The 18,130-nt window shown below is 69.0% G+C and carries 12 protein-coding genes, 2 tRNA genes and 2 pseudogenes; 5 read left to right on the top strand and 11 right to left on the bottom strand.

Going from position 1 to position 18,130, the window contains the following annotated elements:
- Positions 1-187: 187 nt before the first annotated feature.
- Positions 188-3,689, top strand: a pseudogene (mfd, locus tag R9J51_RS17480) (transcription-repair coupling factor).
- Positions 3,690-3,701: 12 nt separating this feature from the next.
- On the opposite strand, the pseudogene R9J51_RS17485 reads toward mfd, so the two are convergent.
- Positions 3,702-5,125: pseudogene (locus R9J51_RS17485) on the bottom strand (EAL domain-containing protein).
- A 74-nt stretch (positions 5,126-5,199) separates the two neighbouring features.
- On the opposite strand from R9J51_RS17485, the gene R9J51_RS17490 reads away from it, so the two are divergent.
- The 3 genes from R9J51_RS17490 to R9J51_RS17500 all read left to right on the top strand — a co-directional run bounded on the left by R9J51_RS17490 (position 5,200) and on the right by R9J51_RS17500 (position 6,467).
- Positions 5,200-6,009 (top strand): NAD kinase, encoded by an 810-nt coding sequence (locus R9J51_RS17490; protein ID WP_246866300.1) that lies wholly within the window; start codon positions 5,200-5,202, stop codon positions 6,007-6,009.
- Positions 6,010-6,264: 255 nt separating this feature from the next.
- Positions 6,265-6,339, top strand: a tRNA-Asn gene (locus R9J51_RS17495).
- Positions 6,340-6,392: 53 nt separating this feature from the next.
- Positions 6,393-6,467, top strand: a tRNA-Asn gene (locus tag R9J51_RS17500).
- Between the two features lie 28 nt (positions 6,468-6,495).
- Here the strand turns inward: R9J51_RS17500 and R9J51_RS17505 are convergent.
- Genes R9J51_RS17505 through R9J51_RS17550 form a run of 10 tightly spaced genes read right to left on the bottom strand, consistent with a single transcriptional unit; the run spans position 6,496 to position 17,101 of the window.
- Complete coding sequence (locus R9J51_RS17505) at positions 6,496-7,443, bottom strand: hypothetical protein (RefSeq protein WP_179505250.1); 948 nt, start codon at positions 7,441-7,443, stop codon at positions 6,496-6,498.
- On the bottom strand, positions 7,440-9,398 hold the full coding sequence (locus tag R9J51_RS17510) for an ATP-binding protein (RefSeq protein WP_432787629.1): 1,959 nt from the start codon (positions 9,396-9,398) through the stop codon (positions 7,440-7,442). Before R9J51_RS17510 ends, R9J51_RS17505 begins: the two co-directional genes overlap by 4 nt.
- A 40-nt stretch (positions 9,399-9,438) precedes the next feature.
- Positions 9,439-10,404: a P-type DNA transfer ATPase VirB11 gene (virB11, locus tag R9J51_RS17515; protein WP_432787631.1), complete on the bottom strand. Its 966-nt coding sequence runs from the start codon at positions 10,402-10,404 to the stop codon at positions 9,439-9,441.
- 10 nt (positions 10,405-10,414) lie between these two features.
- Entirely contained in the window at positions 10,415-11,491 is a 1,077-nt protein-coding gene (locus R9J51_RS17520) for a TrbI/VirB10 family protein (RefSeq protein ID WP_179505252.1), read from the bottom strand.
- Positions 11,488-12,336 carry a TrbG/VirB9 family P-type conjugative transfer protein gene (locus tag R9J51_RS17525; protein ID WP_179505253.1) on the bottom strand — a complete coding sequence of 283 codons (849 nt, stop codon included), beginning with the start codon at positions 12,334-12,336 and terminating at the stop codon, positions 11,488-11,490. The genes R9J51_RS17520 and R9J51_RS17525 overlap by 4 nt, the downstream gene beginning before the upstream one ends.
- Positions 12,333-13,502, bottom strand: a complete 1,170-nt coding sequence (locus R9J51_RS17530) for a type IV secretion system protein (RefSeq protein WP_179505254.1) — start codon at positions 13,500-13,502, stop codon at positions 12,333-12,335. Before R9J51_RS17530 ends, R9J51_RS17525 begins: the two co-directional genes overlap by 4 nt.
- Positions 13,499-15,895: a VirB4 family type IV secretion/conjugal transfer ATPase gene (locus R9J51_RS17535; protein WP_179505255.1), complete on the bottom strand. Its 2,397-nt coding sequence runs from the start codon at positions 15,893-15,895 to the stop codon at positions 13,499-13,501. The genes R9J51_RS17530 and R9J51_RS17535 overlap by 4 nt, the downstream gene beginning before the upstream one ends.
- Entirely contained in the window at positions 15,892-16,176 is a 285-nt protein-coding gene (locus tag R9J51_RS17540; RefSeq protein WP_168556976.1) for a type IV secretion system protein VirB3, read from the bottom strand. The genes R9J51_RS17535 and R9J51_RS17540 overlap by 4 nt, the downstream gene beginning before the upstream one ends.
- 5 nt (positions 16,177-16,181) lie before the next feature.
- Positions 16,182-16,499: a TrbC/VirB2 family protein gene (locus tag R9J51_RS17545; protein WP_169476159.1), complete on the bottom strand. Its 318-nt coding sequence runs from the start codon at positions 16,497-16,499 to the stop codon at positions 16,182-16,184.
- Positions 16,496-17,101 carry a lytic transglycosylase domain-containing protein gene (locus R9J51_RS17550; RefSeq protein WP_179505256.1) on the bottom strand — a complete coding sequence of 202 codons (606 nt, stop codon included), beginning with the start codon at positions 17,099-17,101 and terminating at the stop codon, positions 16,496-16,498. The genes R9J51_RS17545 and R9J51_RS17550 overlap by 4 nt, the downstream gene beginning before the upstream one ends.
- Positions 17,102-17,326: 225 nt before the next feature.
- On the opposite strand from R9J51_RS17550, the gene R9J51_RS17555 reads away from it, so the two are divergent.
- Positions 17,327-18,091: a response regulator gene (locus R9J51_RS17555; protein ID WP_179505257.1), complete on the top strand. Its 765-nt coding sequence runs from the start codon at positions 17,327-17,329 to the stop codon at positions 18,089-18,091.
- Positions 18,092-18,130 lie beyond the last annotated feature (39 nt).

Raw genomic sequence — 18,130 nt, forward strand, 5'->3', positions numbered from 1 at the left:
GCCGCCCTTCGACAGGCTCAGGGCGGACGGAACATTGTTGCAATGTTTCGTGTTTCCCCGTTCAGGCTGAGCTTGTCGAAGCCCCCGGCACCACCGCTTGAGTCCGTCCAGGAACAACAAAACAATCTCCGTTCGCCCTGAGCCTGTCGAAGGGCGCGCACGCAACGTCCGCCAAAAGAACCCAGCCATGCCCGACCTTTCCCGCATCCTTTCCGCCCGCAGCCCGCTGACGCTTGCCAGCGTGGCGCGCGGCGCGCAGCCGCTGGTCATGGCGGACCTCGCCCGTGCCGCTGCGGCGGCGAAGACGCAGGGCCGCTGCGTGTTCATCACGCCCGATGACACCGCCCTGCGTGCCCTGGTGGAAAGCGCGGCGTTCTTTGCGCCCGAACTGGACGTGATCGATTTCCCCGCGTGGGACTGCCTGCCGTTCGACCGCGCCTCCCCCGCCCTGTCGATCAGCGCGCGGCGGCTGGCGGCCCTGCAAAAGCTGCAGCACAAGCGCGACGGGCGGCCGCAACTGCTGGTCACCACGATCAACGCCGTGCTGCAACGCACGCTCACCCCGTTTCGCATCCGCGAATCCACCCGGCTGCTCACCCCCGGCGTGGAAATCGGCCGCGAAAGCCTGATCGCGCTGCTCCAGCGCCAGGGCTATTCGCGCACCGACACCGTGGTGGACGCAGGCGAATATGCCGTGCGCGGCTCGGTCTTCGATATCTTTCCCACCGGGCTCGATCACGGGCTGCGGCTCGATTTCTTCGGCGACGAGCTGGAAACGCTGCGCCTGTTCGATCCGGCCACGCAACGTTCGGTCCAGCCGGTGGAAACCCACCTGCTGCTGCCCGCCAGCGAGGCGCTGCTCGACGAAACCTCGATCAAGCGCTTCCGCAGCCGCTATCGCGAAATCTTCGGGGCCAACGCCACCGGCGACGCGCTTTATCAGGCGGTCAGCGAAGGCCGGCGCCTGGCCGGCATGGAACACTGGCTGCCGCTGTTCGAAGAGCGGATGGTCACGCTGTTCGATCACTTGGCCGAGGGCGACCTGGTGGTGCTCGACAGCGCCGCCGCCAAGGCCGCCGAGAGCCGGCTCGATGACATCGCCGATTACTATGCCGCGCGCACCGAAGCCTCGGCCCGCCAATCGGGCACCTATCGCCCGCTCAAGCCCGACGCGCTCTATCTCACGCGCGAAGAGCTCGATCGCGCCTTGGCCGGGTGGCCAGTGCATCGCGCCTCGATCTTTGCCGAGCCGGAAAGCGCCAGTGTCATCGACTTCGGCTTTTCCAGCTCGCGCGATTTCACGCCCGACCGCGCGCAAGGCGTCAATATCTATGAAGCCGCGGCCAAGCACCTGGCCGCGCTCGGCACGCGCGGTCTCAAGCCGATCGTCGCGGCCTATACCACCGGCTCGCGTTCACGCCTCGCCTCGCTGCTGGCCGAGGCGGGCAAGCAGGCACCGGCGCTGGCCGATACCTGGCAGGAAGCGCTGGGCCTGGCTGCCAGCGGCCGCCCGGTCGCCGTGGTCCTGCCGCTGGAACAGGGCTTTGCCAACGACACCTGGAACTGCTGACCGAGCAGGACATCCTGGGTGACCGCCTGGTGCGCCGCAAGAAGAAGCGCAAGGACGCCGACGCGTTCCTGGCCGAGCTGTCTGCGCTCACCCCTGGCGATCTGGTGGTCCACATGGACCATGGCATCGGCCGTTACGAGGGCCTCGAAGCGATCACCGTGGGCCAAAGCCCGCACGATTGCGTGCAGTTGACGTATGCCGGGGGCGACAAGCTCTACATTCCGGTCGAAAACCTCGACGTGCTTTCGCGCTATGGCGCCGAGAGCGAAAACGTCGCGCTCGACAAGCTGGGCGGCGAAGGCTGGCAGCGGCGCAAGGCGCGCATGCGCGAGCGCATCCTGGAAATGGCCGGGCAGCTGATGGCCACCGCCGCGCTGCGCGCCCTGCGCCAGGCCGATGTGCTCGCCGTCGATCCGGCCAGCTATGGCCCGTTCGTCGACCGCTTCCCCTGGGACGAGACCGAGGACCAGGAACGCGCCATCGACGATGTGCTGGGCGACATGGCCGAAGGCAAGCCGATGGACCGGCTGGTCTGTGGCGACGTCGGTTTCGGCAAGACCGAAGTGGCCCTGCGCGCGGCGTTCGTTTCGGCCATGGCCGGGCACCAGGTGGCGGTGATTGCCCCAACCACCCTGCTCGCGCGCCAGCACTACAGCAATTTCGTGGAGCGGTTCTCGGGCTTCCCCCTCCAGATCGGGCGCCTGTCGCGCCTCGTGCCGGCCAAGGAAGCCACGCAGACGCGGGCTGGCCTCGCCGATGGCACGGTGGACATTGTCGTGGGCACCCACGCGCTGCTTTCCAAATCGGTGGAATTCAAGCGGCTGGGCCTGGTCATCGTGGACGAGGAACAGCGCTTTGGCGTGACGCACAAGGAAAAGCTCAAGGAGCTTAAAACCGACGTCCACGTCCTCACGCTCACCGCCACGCCGATCCCGCGCACCTTGCAGATGGCCATGTCGGGCCTGCGCGAACTGTCCACGATCCAGACCCCGCCGGTCGATCGCCTCGCCGTGCGCACTTATGTGATGCCGTGGGACGATGTCACCATGCGCGAGGCCTTGATGCGCGAGCACCAGCGCGGCGGGCAGAGCTTCATCGTCGTGCCGCGCATTGCCGACATGGCCGAAGTGGAAGACTGGCTGCGCCTCAACGTGCCGGAAATCCGCTTCGTGACGGCGCATGGGCAGATGAGCCCGACCGAAGTGGAAGACCGCATGAGCGCCTTCTATGAAAAGCGCTATGAAGTGCTGCTGTCCACCACGATCGTGGAAAGCGGGATCGACATTCCCAGTGCCAACACCATCGTGCTCCACCGCGCCGATCGCTTTGGCCTGGCCCAGCTTTACCAGCTGCGTGGCCGCGTCGGCCGGGCAAGCTGCGCGCCTATGCCTATCTCACCTATCCGGAAAACCAGGCCCTGTCGGAAGTGGCGGAAAAACGCCTCAAGGTGCTGGGCGATCTCGATTCGCTGGGCGCCGGGTTCCAGCTGGCCAGCCATGACCTGGATCTGCGCGGCGCGGGCAATCTGCTGGGCGACGAGCAATCGGGCCATATCAAGGAAGTGGGCTTCGAGCTTTACCAGTCCATGCTGGAAGACGCGATCATGGCGGCCAAGGCCGGCGAGATCGGCATGGCGCGCGAGCGCGACGCATTGTCTCCACAGATCACGCTCGATGCGCCGATCATGATCCCCGAAGACTATGTGCCCGATCTGGCCGTGCGCATGGCGCTCTATCGCCGCATGAACGATGCCGAAGGCGCCGATGCGGTGGAAGCGCTGGCGGCCGAGATGATCGACCGCTTCGGCCCGCTGCCGCAACCCACGCAGAACCTCTTGCAGCTGATCGAGGTCAAGCGCCAGGCGATCGAGGCCCGCATTGCCAAGATCGACGTGGGGCCCAAGGGCGTGCTCGTGTCGTTCCACAACGACGATTTCCCCGATCCCATGGGCCTGGTCGCCTATGTCGAGCGGCTGAAAGGCACTGCCAAGCTGCGCCCCGACAACAAGCTGGTGATCCAGCGCGCCTGGGGCGATCCGCAAGGGCGCCTCAACGGGCTGGTGCAGCTGACCAAGGGCCTGTCCACCATCGCGCGGCGCGCCGGCAAGAAAGCCGCCTGATCGCCGGAGCGGTCAGGCCGGGCTCCCGGCCGCCATCCGCGCCATGGCGGCACCATCCATCGGCCCGGCACGCAGGAAGCCCTGGAACAAGTCCACGCCTTCTTCGGCCAGCACGGCGAGTTGCGCTTCGTTTTCAACCCCCTCCGCCACCACAGAGAGCGAGAGGGCGCGGGCCATGGCCACAATGGCCGCCAGGATCGCGCGGTCGCGCCCATCGCGCGCCACGTCGCGCACCAGCGAGCGATCGAGCTTGAGCGTGTCGAGCGGCAAGGCTTTCAACGTGCGGAAGTTGGAAAAGCCGGTACCGAAATCGTCGAGCGCCACGGCCACCCCGCGCGCGGCCAGGGTGCGCAATGCGTCCGCGCATGCCTCGAAATCGGCGATCAGGGTCTGCTCGGTGATTTCCACGGTCAGCCGATCGGGGCAAAGCCCGCAGCCTCGGCCCGCGCCAGCAACCCACCGGCAAAATCGGGCAAGGCAAAATCCTCGGCCGTGATGTTGAGCGACAGGCGCATGCCCGCTGGCCAATCGCGCGCGCCGGCAAGCGCCGTGCTGGCGATCGCTTGCGATAGCGGCGCCATCTGGTCGGCCCGTTCGGCCACCGCAAACAGGGTTTCCGCGCCGATCCGGCCCATGCCCGGATGCTCCCACCGCGCCAGCGCTTCGGCCCCGGCGAGCGCGCCATCGGCCACGCGGAACTGCGGCTGATAGAGCACGGCGATCTCGCCGCGGTGCAGCGCGCCGATCAGGTCTGCTTCAAGCCGCGCTGCGCTGCGCCCGCGAGCCGGATGGCTGCCATCGGCCCACAACAGCCGCCGCGCCCCGCCGCGCAGCAATTGCGCCAGCGCCTGGTCCAGCCGGTCGAGCAGCGCGCCGCCGCCCTCGCCCGATTGGCCGCGCAGCAGGGCAATGCGCGGCAAGAGGCGCACCACCTCGCCGCCGAGCGAAAGCGGCCGTGCCACGCTGCGCGCCAGGCCCTGGGCCAGCAATTGCCAGCGCTCGCGGCTTACCGGCCGGGCACTGGCAACCAGGAACTCCCCGCCGGAAACCCGCGCCACCAGGATGCCGCCCCGCGCGCTGTTGCAGATCGCCATGTCCTGCGCGGCGAAATGGGCAATGCGCCGCGCCACTTCGGCCAGCACGCGATCCCCGCCGCGATGGCCAAAGGCCAGGTTCACCGCCTGAAAGCGATTGAGGCCGATCAGCATGGCCTGGACGAACCCGCCCCGGCCCGCCTGATCGAGCCAGGCGCGCGCCGCGCCGGCATCGGGCAGGCCGGTCAGCCCGTCGCGCCCGCCATTTGCCTCACGCGCAGGGTCGGTCGGAACGCGCCCGTCGGGCACAATGGGCTGATCGGGCGGCCGGGCGTGGTCATTGTCGCCCCGCCCTAGCAGAGCGCATCGGGCGTTGTCTGCCCTGCGACATACCTCAGACATTTTCGCATTGCGCCATAATGGGTCGCCCCATATCACGCCCCCAGTTCGCCGCAGGTCCTTGCGGCAGGGGATGCATGATGACGGCAACGATCGGATCGCCAAGCGGCGCAAGCTACGAACGGCTCGCCCTGCTTGCTTCGCCCACCGACCGCGCGCAAGAGGCCGCCGCCGCGCTGGCCAAGGCCCACGCCTGGGTGCCGTTCGACGAGGCGGAAGCCGTGGTCGTGCTGGGCGGCGATGGCTATATGCTGCAAGTCCTGCACCAGATGCTCGATGCCGATCGCGTGGTCCCGGCCTATGGCCTGAACCTGGGCACCGTGGGTTTCCTGATGAACCGCCAGAAAAGCAGCCGCGCGCTGGAAGAGCGCGTGGCCCGCGCCCGCCCCGTGGCGATCAGCCCGCTGCGCATGGACGCGGTGACCAGCGATGGCGAAACGCAAAGCTGCTATGCCATCAACGAAGTTTCGCTGCTGCGCGAAACCCGCCAGACCGCCAAGCTGGAAGTGACCGTCAACGGCAAGGTGCGCATCCCCGAGCTTTCGTGCGATGGCGTGCTGGTGGCAACGCCCGCGGGATCGACCGCCTACAACCTTTCGGCCAATGGCCCGATCCTGCCGCTCGGCGCCAATATCCTGGCGCTTACCCCGATCAGCCCGTTCCGCCCGCGGCGCTGGCGCGGCGCGATCCTGCCCGACACGGCCGAAATGGTGTTCCGCGTGCTCGAATCGGTCAAGCGCCCGGTGCTGGTCGTGGCCGACCAGAAGGAAGTGCGCGAAGTGAGCGAAGTGCGCGTGCGCGCCTGGCGCGACCACCAGCTGACTTTGCTGTTCGACCGCGGCCGCAGCCTGGACGAGCGGATTTTCGCCGAACAATTCATGAGTTGAGGGCGTGAAGATTTGGCCTGGGGCGGGCTGCGAACGGCCGCCTTCTGCGTTTCCGGTCCTCACGTACATGAAAGTACGCTGCGGTCCGGTTCTCGAAGACAGCCATTCTCGCTCCACCCCAGGCCAAATCTCCGCACGCCCTGCTGCGGCGGCAGGTTCGGCACTCCGCGCTGTGGAAAAATTTGCCCCGCGCCGGCTTGCCATGGCCGAAATGAGTGCTATTAGCGCGCACCTGACCCGGGCAACCGGGCCTGTTCCCTGATAGCTCAGCGGTAGAGCTCTCGACTGTTAATCGAGCGGCCGTAGGTTCGAATCCTACTCAGGGAGCCATTTCCTTCTGTCCTTGCACAGAAGGACACATACCCCGGCCACGCCGGGCCTGTTCCCTGATAGCTCAGCGGTAGAGCTCTCGACTGTTAATCGAGCGGCCGTAGGTTCGAATCCTACTCAGGGAGCCACCCTCAACATCGTCAGCCCAGCAACCGTTCAGAACGTGCGGCGCAGGCCAAGTCCCACCGCGCTGCTTTGTCCCGCCACCTGGCCCAGGCTGCGCGTGGCAAAGGCATCGAGCCAGAGATGGCGCGAAAGGCCGATATTGGCGGCCACGCCCAATTCCACCCAGGTATCGGGCACCCGGCTTGCAACCAGGCCCACGCCCGGCCCCACGCTGCCGCCAGTGCCAACCCCGCCCGGCCCGGCACCCTCGCCCCCGCCAGCCACGCCGCCTTGCCCCATGGGCTGTAGCGATACCGCGGCATTGCTGGTCCACCGGCCAGAGACGAACGCCCCCACGCTGCGCTCGAACGGGCCCTTGATTGTGCGATCGAGGCGCAGATGCAATGCGCCCGACCACGCCGGCATGGCCTGCGTGGCGCCGTTGACGCCGGTGGCCAGGCGCGATTGCACGAAACCGGCCGAAAGCGTCGGGGTCAGCAACCATCCTTGGTGCAGCGCCAGGTTACGGCCCACCGAACCACTCAACCCGAACAATGTGGTGGTCGGCAGCGCGGCACGCACGCGTGCCAGGCCTGCTGGGCCAGTCACGCGGCCCTGACGCTGGCGCCCCAGTGTGCCCTGCAGTTCCACGATCCAGCCATCAAAAGTACCCCCGCCGGCCAGGCTGGCCACGCGATAGGTGCTGGGTGGATAGGGCGAAACCTGGGCCTGCGCGCTGCGATAGGCGGTGCCCGCCAGCCGCACATAGCCTTGGCCCAGCCGCCGGGTCAGCCCGGCCTGGGCAAACGGCGCCGCCACGCCGCCATCGGGGCGCGTGACGCCGCCAGACAGTGCCACCATCCACTGGTCCAACCCCGCGTTCGCCCCGGCAGCGGCGGGCGCTGCCGCTTGCGCCGTGTTCTCGTCAGCCCGCGCCGCGCCGGCTCCCAGCGCTTGCGCACAGCCGCAGGCCGCGATCAGAAAGGCCGCGCGCCTCATGCTGCCAGGCGCGCGCTTTCACCAAACAGGCGCGGCACGCGCACTTGCGTGACAAAGCCTTCCGCACTCTGGGCAAAGCGGATCTCGCCACCATGGGCGCGGGCGATGGAACGGCACACCGCCAGGCCAAGCCCGCTGCCCGGCTTGCCCGAACGGCGCGCCGCCTCGCTGCGATAGAACGGCTCGAACACGTGCTCGCGGTCCTCCTCGGGAATGCCCGGGCCAGCGTCGACGATCTCGGCCACGACCTCGTCTTCTTCCGCCCGCACTCTCACCTTGGCGCTTTGCCCGTACTTGATCGCGTTTTCCAGCAAGTTGTCGAGCAGGCGTCGGATTTGCACCGGGTCCACTTCCACGGCCAGGGGCGCGGCCGGTTCTGCCGAAACGGCGCCGCCCACCAGCCGGGCATCTTCCACGCTGGCCGCCACCAGTTGCCCCAGATCGACCACGCGGCGCGGCCCGGGGGTAGAAGCATCGCGGATGAAGGCGATGACCTGGCTGATCATCGCTTCCATCTCCATCACTTCCTTGAGCAGGCCCTCCCGCTGGTCATCGGGCACGTTTTCCAGGCGAAAGCGCAACCGCGTCAGCGGGGTGCGCAGATCGTGGCTGATCGCCCCCACCATCGCGGTGCGATCATCCACGAAGGCACGCAAGCGGTTGCGCATCTGGTTGAAGGCATGGGCCGCGCGACCGATCTCGGCCGGGCCGGACAGCGGCAGGATCGTGGCCGCCGGATCGCGGCCCAGTGTTTCGGCGGCGTGGGCAAAGCCTTCCAGCGGGCGCACGATCCGCTGGGCAAAGAGCCAGGCCAGCGGGCTGACGATCGCCAAGGACAACAGGAACCACAGCGCCACCTGCCGCTGCCAGCGGTTGGGAAAGGGTTCCGCCCGCGGCGCAACCACCGTCCAGCGACCATCGGCGCCGCGCACGCCGGCCACGAAATCCCCTTCGATGAACGGCGGCGTGGTCAGCGCGAGCCAGCCACCCTGCCCCGGCTGGCGAAACGGAATCGGTTGCGGCCGCGCGGCCGTGGCGGCGGTCGAAGGCCTGGCAGCCGGCTTGGGCTGGTCCACGGGCGGCGCGATGGCGCCCGACCCCGTTGGCGTGGCCGGGCCGGGCGCCGGTTCGGGCACGCTGGCCACGGTGTTGGCGCTGGCCGGTTCGGCCGGACGCACGGCCGGTGCGCGTGGGCGGACGGGGGCGCCGCCAATCCCGGGAGGCACTTGCGGCACCGGCGCGGGAATGAGCAGCGGGGCCGGCATGCCGGTGGGCAAGGCAATCGGCGCGCTGTTGACGGCAGTGGCCGGCGCGGGGCCGACCGGGGGCGCCGCCGGGGTCCGGGCGCCACTCGATGGTGCCGGGGCCGATGCTGTCGGCGCCCGGCCACCCGGCATGCCGGCAGCGGGGCCCTTGGGCATCCCGCCGCCGGGAAATCCGCCGCCCGGCATGCCACCTTGCGGGCCGCCCGGAAAGCCTCCGCCAGGAGGGCCACCGCCGCCAGGCATGCCCTGGGCGCGGGCCGTGCCCACCATCCAGCCGAGCGGCCCGTTGTCCTGGCGGGCCAGTGCAGCCGGGCGCGCGGCAGGGACGGCGATCCCGCCCACCGGCAACTGCGTATAGAATGCCAGCACCACATCCTCGCCACGGCGGTGCAGCCGCGTGGCCAGGGCATCGCGCGCGGCCGGCGCCACCAGCCAGCCGGCACCGCCGATATCGGGCGGGCCGGCCAGTTGCGCGCGTTCGAGCCGGGTGGAAAGCGCCGCGCCAGACAGGCCCTGCGCCACTTCGTCGATCGACCAGCGCGATTGCGGGCTGGGCGGGAAAAGCACGGTCAGCCCCAGCGTGACCGCCTGCGCCGCCACCAGCGCGCAGACCAGCAGGGCCATGAGTTGCATGCCCAGCGGCAAGCCGGCGCGCGGGCGGACGGCGGGGGCGATCAGGGGAAGCTTCATTGTCTCGTCCTTGCTGCCTGTGCTGCTTCACGCCGCGCCATCATGCCATCCCCGCCACCAGATCGCGCGCCAGGGCCATGCCCGTAATCGCCCGCCGCCCATCCTGGCGGCCCAGGTGCACCACAACATCGATCACTTGCGCTGCATAGTGCAAGGTTTCCCGCCGGGCGAGGCCCAGGCCCGCCTGCATCACCAGCAAGGCCAGTTGCTCCAGCGCGCCGGTACAGCTGTTGGCGTGGATCGTGGTGAACGAGCCCGGGTGGCCGGTGTTGATCGCGCGCAGGAAGGTGATTGCCTCGGCCCCGCGCAACTCGCCCAGCACGATGCGATCGGGGCGCAGGCGCAGCGCGGCGCGCAGCAGCGCATCGGTATCCACCTGCGCTTCGCCAAGCTCCCCGCGCACCGCTACCAGGCCCAGGGCATTGGGCTGCGCCAGGCGAATTTCCGGCGTGTCTTCCACCGCGAGCACGCGATCGCCGCGCGGCACTTGCGCCAGCAGGGCATTGAGGAAAGTGGTCTTGCCGCTCGACGTGCCGCCAGCAATCAGCACGGTGCGCCGCGCGGCCACCGCCTGCGCCAGCCAACCCAGCGGATCTTCGGCCATGCCGTCCGTTTCGGGCAATGGCGGCAAAGCCAGCGGCCCTTGGGGCGCCCAGGCCGACAGTGGCAGGTCCACCACGCGGTGGCGGCGGATGGCCATGGCCCATCCGGTACGGGTGGCAGGCGGCCCGACGAACTGGATGCGCGCGCCATCGGGCAATGTCGCCCCCAGCAGCGGCTGCGCGCGATTGACCCCCTGGTGGCTGATCCGCGCGACCTGCTCGGCCAGGCGGCGCAGCGCGCGCTCATCCAACGCAGGCACGTCATGGCATTCCATCTGTGGCGCGCCGGCCGCTTCCACCCACACTTGCCCCGGCCGGTTGACCATCACTTCGCAAACATCGGGCCGCGCCAGAAAGGGCAGGAGCGGCGCCAGCGCCGCCGCCAGGACGGGATCGGCAATCACCGCGCCCCCCTCACCGCGCCACCGGGGCAAAATCCAGGTCGCGCGCGGTAAATACGCGGATCGGCTGGCCCTGCGCCACATGCACCGTAGGCGGGATCTGCGCATCGCGCTGCGCCGCGACCGAAGCCGCGCTTGTCCCGCTGTTGGCAATCAGAACGCTGGCGCTGCCCCCCGCAAGCGCGCCCAACCCGCCGATCACAGAAAGCATCGATGCCGCGCCAAAGCGCTTGAAGAAATGGTTGTCCACTTTGCCCGAAAAGCCCGACTGGCCGTTGAATTCCACGCCGGGCGAGGCCAGCGCCACCGTCACCCCATCGGGCCGGATCAGCCGCGTCCACATGACATAGGCGCGGGTCTGCCCGGCGGCGAGACCGCTCTTGTATTGCCCGATCAGGCGCGAGGACCGCGGGATCAGCACGCGCCGCCCGTCAAAGCTTTTCACATCCTGGCTTACCACCGCGCGCACATAGCCGGGCAGATCGCTGTCGATCGCGGTTTCCAGGATTGCCGGGATCAGCGTGCCTTGGGTGACGGTGTTGGAAAGATCGGCGATACGCGTGGCACTGGCGGTTTCCACCCCGGCATTGCCCACGCGCGTGCCAAACGCTTCGTTCTCCGTCAGGTTTTGCTGGGGCGTGGCTGGTCCGCCGGGCGCAACAGGTGTGGCAGCAGTCCGCACGGGCGCTTCGGCGGCCGACGTATCATAGACCATGACCGGCGCAGCGCCGGGATCGGCCATCTGGCTTGCCGGCATGCGATCGAGCACGGCCTGCTGCGCTGGGGTGGGCGGCGGCGGGGTGGCAACCGCCGTGGTCGAAGCCGGGGCGGGCGCGATCGGCGAGGACAGCGCCGGCAGCGGCGTCGGGCTCGATGCCGGCGGGGCAAGCGGCGGGGCATTCTCGCTGCGGCCGTGCATGGTGAAGAAGGTAAGACCGCCCAGTGCCAGGGCAATCGCCACGCCGGCCGTCATGCCCCCGCGATCCTTGCCCAACGTGCTGCCGGCCACCACGGGAAAAGCGTTGCGGCTGGCTTCGGCAAGGCTGTCTTGCGTCATGTCGGCACGCGGATCGGTGAAGTCGTGGGTCATTTCGCCAAACCTTGCGGTTGTGCCGGCCCGCTTGCCATGGCGAGCGGCGGCGTGGGCACTTCGGCCATGGGCGCATCGCGTTCCAGCCAGGCCACATCCTTGCCCGAACGCAGCACCAGCGTGGCATGGCGCCCGTCGATCACCAGGTAATCGCCCTGGCTGGCATAGTTGACCGGCCCTTCGGCCTGCCGCCGGGCCTTGGCACCATCGCCGGCGGTTACTCCGGCTGGCGCGGGCGCCAGCACGGCCGGCAGGTCGCGCCCCTTGGGCCAGGCAAGGTAGACCGCGTGGCCATCATCGAACACGCGATCGGGTAGCAGCGCGCGCGCGCCGCGCATGGTCCAGCCGAAATGCAGCGTGGCCGGATCGAGGGCGGGATTGGGCGCCGCCACCATTCCAGCATCGGTCGCAGCGGTGGTCAGCGCCGCTTCGGGCGTGGCCGGTGGCTGTGGCGGCGGATCATCGGGATAGGAAAAGCGCAGCAGGAACAGCGGCTCTCCCGCCAGCCCCACGCGCAGGGCGAACAGATAGGTGTGCCGATCGGTGATCACGGTCATGTTGGTGGCCACAGCGCGCGCGCTGGTGGGCTTGACGAACACGCGGTCGGCCCGGCGATTGGGGGTGATCTGCCACATCGCCGAACTGCCGATCGCGATGTTTTCCACCTGCTCGCCATCGGCAAAGGCGATCGTGGCTTCATAGCCTGGGCGCGCGGCGATGGCGATCACCTGGTTTTCATGAAACGCCAGGTGCTGGACGCGCGCATCCGCGGCGCGCGCCTCGCCCGGCGCCAGTGCGAGCACCAGCGTGACGAGGGAGGACAGGAAAGCCTTGGCGGTCATCATGTGTTCTCCGGCGCGCCCAGGCTGCGGCCCAGGCTTTGTGCGCGGCTGACGCCCGGCGCGGATGTCGTTGCCGTCGATGGCGGCATCGCGCGGGCACGGGACGGGCCAGCAACCGATACGCCGGGCATGGCGGCCGGCGCTGGCATGGCAGGCGGGGCCATGGCCGCAACAATGGCATGGATGCGCGGATCGCGGGGTGGCGTGCTCCCCGTCGTGCCACCAGCGGGCTGCCCAGCCTGCCCTGGCACCACCGCTGGCGCCATGGTGGGATAGGAACCTGGCGCGCGGACAGAATCGCCCGCGCCACCCAGCCACGGCGCGATGAGGGCGTCGATCCGCCAGCCGGCCACCAGCGTGGTCGCCACTTTCAAGACCATGGCCATCAGCGCGCAATGCACCGCCGCCACCAGGAACACCGCCGTGGCGCTGCGCATATCCACCTCGCCCGCGCCCAGATCTGCCACCACCGGATCGGCCAGCGCCAGCGCGCCCGCGCCGATCAGCACGGTGAACAGCGGCACCAGGGCAAACAGCACCGCCCCTTTCACCCAGCCTTCGAACAGCCCACGCGTGCCCGAAAACAGCGCCAGGATCAGGAACACCGGCCCAACGGCAAGCAGCGCGGCCAGCGCGATGCGGCTGGTGACCAGCACGCCCACGGTGCCCAGCAACAGCAGCATGGCGGCGTAAGACAGCATGTCGCCCGGCGTGGTGCCCTTGGCATCGCCCTGCGCGGCATGGGCACGTTCGGCCGCATCGCTTACCGCGTTGAACAGCGTGTCGAGATGCTGGGCAAAGGCGTGGGAAGCGCTGCCCCGGATGCCCAGCACCATGCCCGCCACCTGGTCGGGCCCGCCCGAAAGCAGGCCCCACACCACGTTTTGGTACGCCATCCACGATGTGGCAAAGGTCAGCGCCAGGCCCAATGTCATCACCCGCGGGCTTAGGCTGGCGAGGCCCAGCGTGACCCGCCCGGTGACCAGCCCGATCGCGATCAGCGCGACATAGATCGTAAGCCCCATGGTCAGCGCCACGGTCAGCCCACCATGGCTGCCGAACAGGCGGGCAAAGGCCTGCGCGGTGGCCTGGCCCGACAGGCAATCCACCGCATCGAGCGCCGAAGCGATAGTGCTGCCATCGGCCACCGAGATCGCCGGGCAGATCATTCCGCCGCCTCCGCCAGCGCGGAAGGCGCCAGGCCCGGCCACGCCACGCCGGTCAACGCGGGCAGCCACAAGGCGGGATCGTCCCCCAGTTCGGCCCGCAGCGAGTCGAGCCGGCGCACGCTCGCTTCCCGGCCAGACAGCACGGTGAGCACTTCCGGGCTGCCCGCCAGGTCCAGCCGCGCCAGCACCGAAGTGTTGGCATGGCGCACCAGGAAGCAGCGGCTTTGCGCCGGCAGCGCGCGGATCAGGTCCACCTCGTGCGCGGAAAGGCCGAAACCCTCGCCGTAATCCTCCCACCGCGCGCGCGAATTGGGGGTGAAGATCATCGTGGCGGTCTGTTCCACCAGCGCGCTGGCAATCCGGCTGTCGAGCGCATCGCGCGCGCTTTGCGTGGCAAAGCCGACGATGGCGTTGCGCTTGCGCAGGGTCTTCAGCCAGTCGCGGATGCGCGCGGCAAAGACCTCGTCGTCCAGCGCTTTCCACCCTTCGTCGATCAGCAGCATCGTTGGCGTGCCGTCCAGCCGCTCTTCCACGCGGTGGAACAGGTACATCATCGCCGGGGTGCGCAGCAGCGGCAGGTCCAGCAGCCGCGTCATGTCAAAGCCCAGCGTGCGCGCGGAAATATCCAACCGGTCGTGCGCGTTGTCGAACAGCCAGGCGTGCGGGCCATCGTGCACCCACGGCGCCAGGCGGCTGGCCAGGTCGCCTGGATCGGGACGCGCCTGCCCCGCAAGGTGATCGGCCAGGAAGCGCAAGCGGCGCAAGTGCGGTGGCCCTTCGTGCAGGGCATCGATGGCATCGGCAATGCGCGCCCGCTCCGTCGCGGTTTCCGCCTGGACCAGGCAGGCCACCAGATCGCGCTGAAACGCGCGGTTCTCCGCGCTGTCGGCCAGGGCGAGCGGATTGAACCCGGTCGGTTCGCCCGGAATAAGCCGGGCATAGTGCGCGCCCATCGCCCGCAAAAAGATTTCCGCGCCGCGGTCCTTGTCGAAGAACACCATGCGCGGCGCCACCTTCTGCGCCTGCGACGCCAGGAAATTGAGCACCACCGTCTTGCCCGAGCCGGATGGCCCGATCACCGTGAAATTGCCCAGGTCGGCGCGATGGAAATTGAAGAAGAACGGCGTGGCGCTGGTGGTTTCGAACACCGTGATCGCCTGGCCCCAATGGTTCCCTTGTGCCTGCCCCAGGGGAAAGCCGTGGAGCGAGAGGAACCCGGCGGCGTTGGCCGTGGAGATCAGCGCACGACGCACGGCATAGTGTTCGTTGCCGGGAAACTGCGCCCAGAATGCCGGCTCCAGGTTCACGTCCTCGCGCACGGCGATCGCGCCGAGGTCTGCCAGCGCATTCATCGCCGCCGCGCTCGCGCCTTCCAGCGCGGCCAGGCTGCCCTCGCGCACCATGACCGTGAGGTGATGATCGCCAAAACCGGCCGCGCCCGCACCCAGCGCATCGCGCGCGGCGTGCATCTGCGCGCGCTCGGCCATGGCTTCCTCGTCGGCCGATTTCAGCCGGCGCAGCGCCAGGTCGATCCTCTCGCGCGCGATCTGGCGGTCGGCCGGGGCAAAGGTTTCGGTCAGCACCAATTCGCATGGCAGGCGCAGCAGCGCATCGACCATGCCGGCGCGGGTGGTGTCGGGATAGTCCTTGAGGCTGATCATCGCGGCAAAATCGCGGCCCTGCGGCCGGCGCGTCTCGATCGCCTCCAGCCCGAACGATACGCGGGCATAGGGAACGTGGTGGCCCAGGTCGGTCGGCCCATCGGGCAGCGCCACCCCGCGCCACTCGCCGTTGTAGAGCGCGGACAGCAGCGCCAGCGGTTCCGACCAGCGCGTGCCGCCCTGCACCACCGTGCCCAAGGCCCGCGCGCGATAGCCGCCCAGCGCGCCGAGCAGCGCCGCACTCGCGCTTTCCAGATCGCGCAGGGCGCGTGGCGCATCGGCCGTGCTGCCGCGCGTCTTGCGCCCCAGCCGCTCCAGCCAGCCGGCCTTGCCGCGCGCCGGGCGGCGCACCAGGGTCAGGAACTGCTCGTTCACGAACAGCGGCGTGGCCGCCAGCCGCGCGCCCCACGCCGCATCGACCGCCGCCGAAAAGGGATCGGGAAAGGCCGCGTCAAGCCCGGCCGCCACGCGCCGCCGCACGACATGGTGATAGACCACGAAACGCGCGTCGAGCACGCTGCGCAACATCGTTTCGCGCACGGCCAGCATATGGTCGAGCTGCGCGGCGTCTTCGGTCTCGAACGGCAGCCCGTCCACACGGATCACGCGCATCAGGCTGCCATCGCGCAGGGCCAGCGTGGCGTCGTCCAGATGATGGGAATAAGGCAGCCGGTCGCCGGCCCGCGCCTCGCGCCGTGCCCAGGCGGCTGGGCCTTTCCAACGCCCAGTCATGGCGCGTAACTGTTGCAGCCCCAGCGGCGCCAGTTGCGCACGCGGGGGCAGCGGCTGACGCGCACGAGCCACAGGTCGAACACGCGCGGTTCGCGCAGCGCCGCCATATAGCCCAGGCCATGCACCACCAGCGCGATGGGCAACGACAGGAAGCTGTGGGTGATCAGGAAGGCCTCGGTCGTCACCGCCATGTTGATGACGAAGAACGAAAACGTCACGCCGGCAAACATCTGTGGGCGGGTGAGCGCGCGGAACACCGGTGCCTGGGCGAGGCCGGCCATCGCGCTCAGCCCGCCGCGCCTGCGGCAGACTGGATGCCCGCCACGATCGCTGCCGAACCGAACAGGATGAAGCAGCCGACGATGACCGTGGCGCCAAAGCGCCAGTTCAGCCGGCCTGTCAGCATCATGAAGCCCACCATGGCCACGGCAATCACCGCCACGGTGGTCGCGACCTGGCCCAGCAGGGTATCGCGCAGCCAGCCCAGCGCCGACACGATCGGGCCGGAGCCGGCCGGCCCGCCGCTGCCCGCCGCATGGGCGGGGGTGGCCAGCACGGACCAGGGCAGCGCGGCAAGGACAAGACGTTGAGACAGGACGTTCATGGGGAAACTCCGGCAAGATTGGCGTTCAGGCGCCCCATCACGGCGCGCACATAGGCGCGGGTTTCGGCAATCGCCGGCACGCCGCCGGCGCGGGCCACGCGCTCTGGCCCGGCGTTGTAGGCCGCCAGTGCCCATTCGATGTTCCCGCCAAAGCGATCCAGCAGGGCTTTCAGATACCGCGCGCTGGCGCGCAGGTTGGCCACCGGATCGCGCGGGTTCACGCCCAGCGTGCGCGCGGTGCCGGGCATCAACTGGCCCAGGCCCACGGCCCCGGCCGAAGAGACCGCCTGCGGGTGCCAGCGGCTTTCCTGCCACACCAGCGCCTCCAGCAAGGCAGGGCTGATCGCTGCTGCCTGTGCCGCAGCCGCCAGGTGCTCGCGCCATGCCAGCGGCGAGAGTGCATTGCCCGGAACCGTCAACGCTTCGGCTTGCGACCCGAAAGGCACGGCACCGTCAATTTGTTCGGGGCCGTCACTGGGCTGGGCGGCTGCGACATCGACTCCAGCCCAGTGAACGGCCCCTGCACCGCTGCGTGCCCTCATCGTGCCGCCCGCGGTGATCTCGAAAACATCGGCGCGCGCTGCCTGGGGCAGCGCCAGCATGGCCGGCAGCAGGGGGCCAGCCAGTGCCCACGCCCTGCGGCGCGGCCATGGTGTGATTCGATGTCGCATCACCATGGTCTGGGCGGGGGCTGTTGCCGGCGAATTTCACGCGGATTGCACGCGGATTGCAGCGCGTTGCAATGGGCCGCAACTGGTCGAAATCGGTGAAATTCACCGGCTACGAAGGCTTTCTATGGCCGCGTAATGCTACTAGACATCAAGCCCATGGACTTTGCGACGCGCATCCTGATCATTGATGATGACGAAGGTATCCGCACGCTGATCGGCGAATTTCTGGAAAAGCACGGCTTTTCCATCGCGACGGCAGCCGATCCGGCCGACATGCGCGACCAGATGGCGCGCGAGACCTTCGATCTCATCGTGCTCGACGTGATGATGCCGCGCGAAGACGGCCTTTCCGCGCTGCGCCAGCTGGGCGCCGATGCACCGCCGGTGATCATGCTCAGCGCCGTGGGCAGCGATGTCGATCGCATCGTCGGCCTGGAAATGGGCGCGGCCGATTACCTGGCCAAGCCGTGCAACCCGCGCGAATTGCTGGCCCGCATCCGCGCCGTGCTGCGCCGCCCCGCTGCCGCGGCGGCCAACGATGCGCCGGCGGCCCCGGCCGCGGCATCCGATGGCACCGGGCCGTGCCTGTGCTTTGCCGGCTGGCGGCTCGACATGGGGCAGCGGCTGCTGCACGATCCGGCAGGGCGCCTCATCGCCTTGACCGATGGCGAATTCCGCCTGCTGCGCGCCTTTGCCGAACACCCCCGCCGCGTGCTCAGCCGCGACCAGTTGCTCGACTGGTCCCGCGGGACCGAAAGCGAACAGTTCGACCGCGCGATCGACGTGCAACTCAGCCGCCTGCGCCGCAAGCTGGCCGAGGGCGAAGGCGGTGCCGACATCATTCGCACGATGCGCAACGAAGGCTATCTGTTCGTGCCCAGCGTCACCAGCCAAACTGCAAGTCTTCCGAAATCTGCCTGAAATTCCGCCGTTACAATCCTTTTCCACGGTGAGCATCCC

Origin of the sequence: Novosphingobium rhizosphaerae, from assembly GCF_050920675.1 — a bacterium.
Lineage (GTDB): Bacteria > Pseudomonadota > Alphaproteobacteria > Sphingomonadales > Sphingomonadaceae > Novosphingobium > Novosphingobium rhizosphaerae.